The sequence below is a fragment of the Halorhodospira neutriphila genome (assembly GCF_016584055.1).
Taxonomy (GTDB): domain Bacteria; phylum Pseudomonadota; class Gammaproteobacteria; order Nitrococcales; family Halorhodospiraceae; genus Halorhodospira; species Halorhodospira neutriphila.
Genome location: NZ_NRSH01000215.1, coordinates 1 through 1,954, shown reverse-complemented (window position 1 = coordinate 1,954; position 1,954 = coordinate 1). Strand labels below are relative to the sequence as shown.

Here is a 1,954-nt window from a genome sequence, read left to right as displayed (position 1 = left end):
GCCGGTCCAGCGGCGTGGCGTAGGTGAGGGCGTCGGCCATCGGCGGCTGCGCCCCGCCCAGGAAGTACGCCACCGCCTCCGGCGCCGCCACGGCGCCGCCCAGCCCCGGCGCCGGCCACAGCCCCATGGCCTGCGGGAAGGCGAGGAGCACGGCGACGTAGCCGACCATCGCCGGGTTGAAGGCGTTCTGCCCGAGCCCGCCGTAGGCGTGCTTGCCGAGCAGCGCGGCGATCCCGGCGGCGGTGGCGGGGATCCACCACGGCAGCAGCGGCGGCAGGGCCAGGGCGATGATCGCCGCGGCGACGAGGGTGCTGCCGTCGCCGAGGGCGGCGCGGATGGAGCGGCCGCGCAGGCGCACCGCGGCGGCCTCGGCGGCGGCTGCGGTGGCCGTGGCGGCGGCGAGGTTGAGCGCCACGCCGATGCCGAACAGCCAGAGGAGGACCCCGGCGGCCGGGATGAGCGCAATGAGGACCTGCCCCATGATCCGGGGCGTCGTCGGCGCCGCCGCCAAGCCTAGCCCTCCGGCGTCTCTGGGCGGCGGTCCTGCCCGGCGGACTCGGTGCGCAGGGCCTGGCGCTTGCGCTGGCGGGCCGCCTCCCGCTCGCGGCGGCGGCGCTCCTCACGCGCCTGCTTGGCCTCGTAGCGCTGCCGGGCGCGCTCGGCGCGCTCGCGCTCGCGCATCTGGGCCCGGGCGGCGTCGCGGGCGTGGCCGAGGACCCCGGTCAGCGGCGCGGAGCTGGGGCAGATCAGCTCGCAGCTCGAGCAGCCGCTGCAGCGCATGGGGTCGAGGTCCACCGCCGGCGCCGCCTCGCCGACCCCGATCCCGGCCCGGACCCGGGCGAGGATCTCGTAGGGGCGCAGCCCCTCGGGGCAGACCTCGGCGCAGACCCCGCAGCGGATGCACGGCTGCTCTGGCAGCGGCGCCTCCGCCTCGGACTCGAGGACGAGCCCGCTGGTGCCGTGGGTGACCGGGATCTGCAGGCTGCTCACCGGGGTGTTCATGACGCCGCCGCCGACGAGGGTGCGCGTGGCCGCGGCGGCGTCGGCGCCGGCGAGGGCAGCGAGGGGGGTGCCGATGCGCACCGCGTAGTTGCCGGGGGCGGAGGCCGCCCCGCCGGTGACGGTCACCAGCCGCTCGACGACGGGCTCGCCGTGGACGACGGCGCGGTGGACGGCGGCGAGGGTGCTGACGTTCTGGCAGACCACGCCGACGATGGACGGCCGGCCGCCGGCGGGCACCGTCCGGCCGGTGGCCGGGTAGACGAGGTGGCGCTCGTTGCCGGCCGGGTAGCGCGGCGGGACCTCGACGATCTCGACGCCCTCGGCGCCGCTGCCGGCGATGGCCGCCCGCACGGCGGCGGCCGCCTCCGCGGTGCCGGCCTTGAGCGCCACGAGGATCCGCGAGGCGCCGCAGGCCGCGGCGGCGATCCGCGCCCCGGAGAGCACCTCGTCGGTGCGCTCGCGCAGCAGCGCCTCGTCGCAGGTCAGGTAGGTGTCGCACTCGACGGCGTTGACCACCAGCGTATCGACGCCGTGATCCCGGCCGTCGGCGAGCTTCAGCGAGGTCGGGAAGGTCGCCCCGCCCATGCCGCGGACGCCGGCCTCGCGGATGCGCTCGAGCAGCGCCTCGGCCGGCTGCGCCAGCGGCGCAGGCATCGGCGCCAGGGGGGCCTCGGGCGTGTCGGCGCCGTCGGCCTCGAGGATCAGGCACGGCAGGCGCCCGCCCGCCGGGTGGGCGGCGGGCCGGCGCTCGAGGGCCTTGACGCGGCCCGAGGTGGGGGCGTGCAGCGGTACTCCCGCCCCGCTGGGGTGCGTCAGCGGGGTGCCGCGGCGCACCTGCGCCCCGGCGGCGACCGCGGCCGCCTGCTCGTTGCCGGCGTGGTCGGTCAGCGGCAGGACCAGCTCGCCGGGGAGCGGGACGGCCCCGCGGGGCTCGCCGCGGCTCAGCGGCTTG

2 protein-coding genes are annotated in these 1,954 nt (G+C 78.8%); both read right to left on the bottom strand.

What is annotated here, in order from left to right; translation table 11 throughout:
• A partial coding sequence (locus CKO13_RS11895) for an RnfABCDGE type electron transport complex subunit D (RefSeq protein ID WP_200261308.1) occupies positions 1–511 on the bottom strand: 511 nt, incomplete at its 3' end.
• A gap of 2 nt (positions 512–513) precedes the next feature.
• On the bottom strand, positions 514–1,954 hold a 1,441-nt coding region (gene rsxC, locus CKO13_RS11890), incomplete at its 5' end, for an electron transport complex subunit RsxC (RefSeq protein ID WP_200261306.1).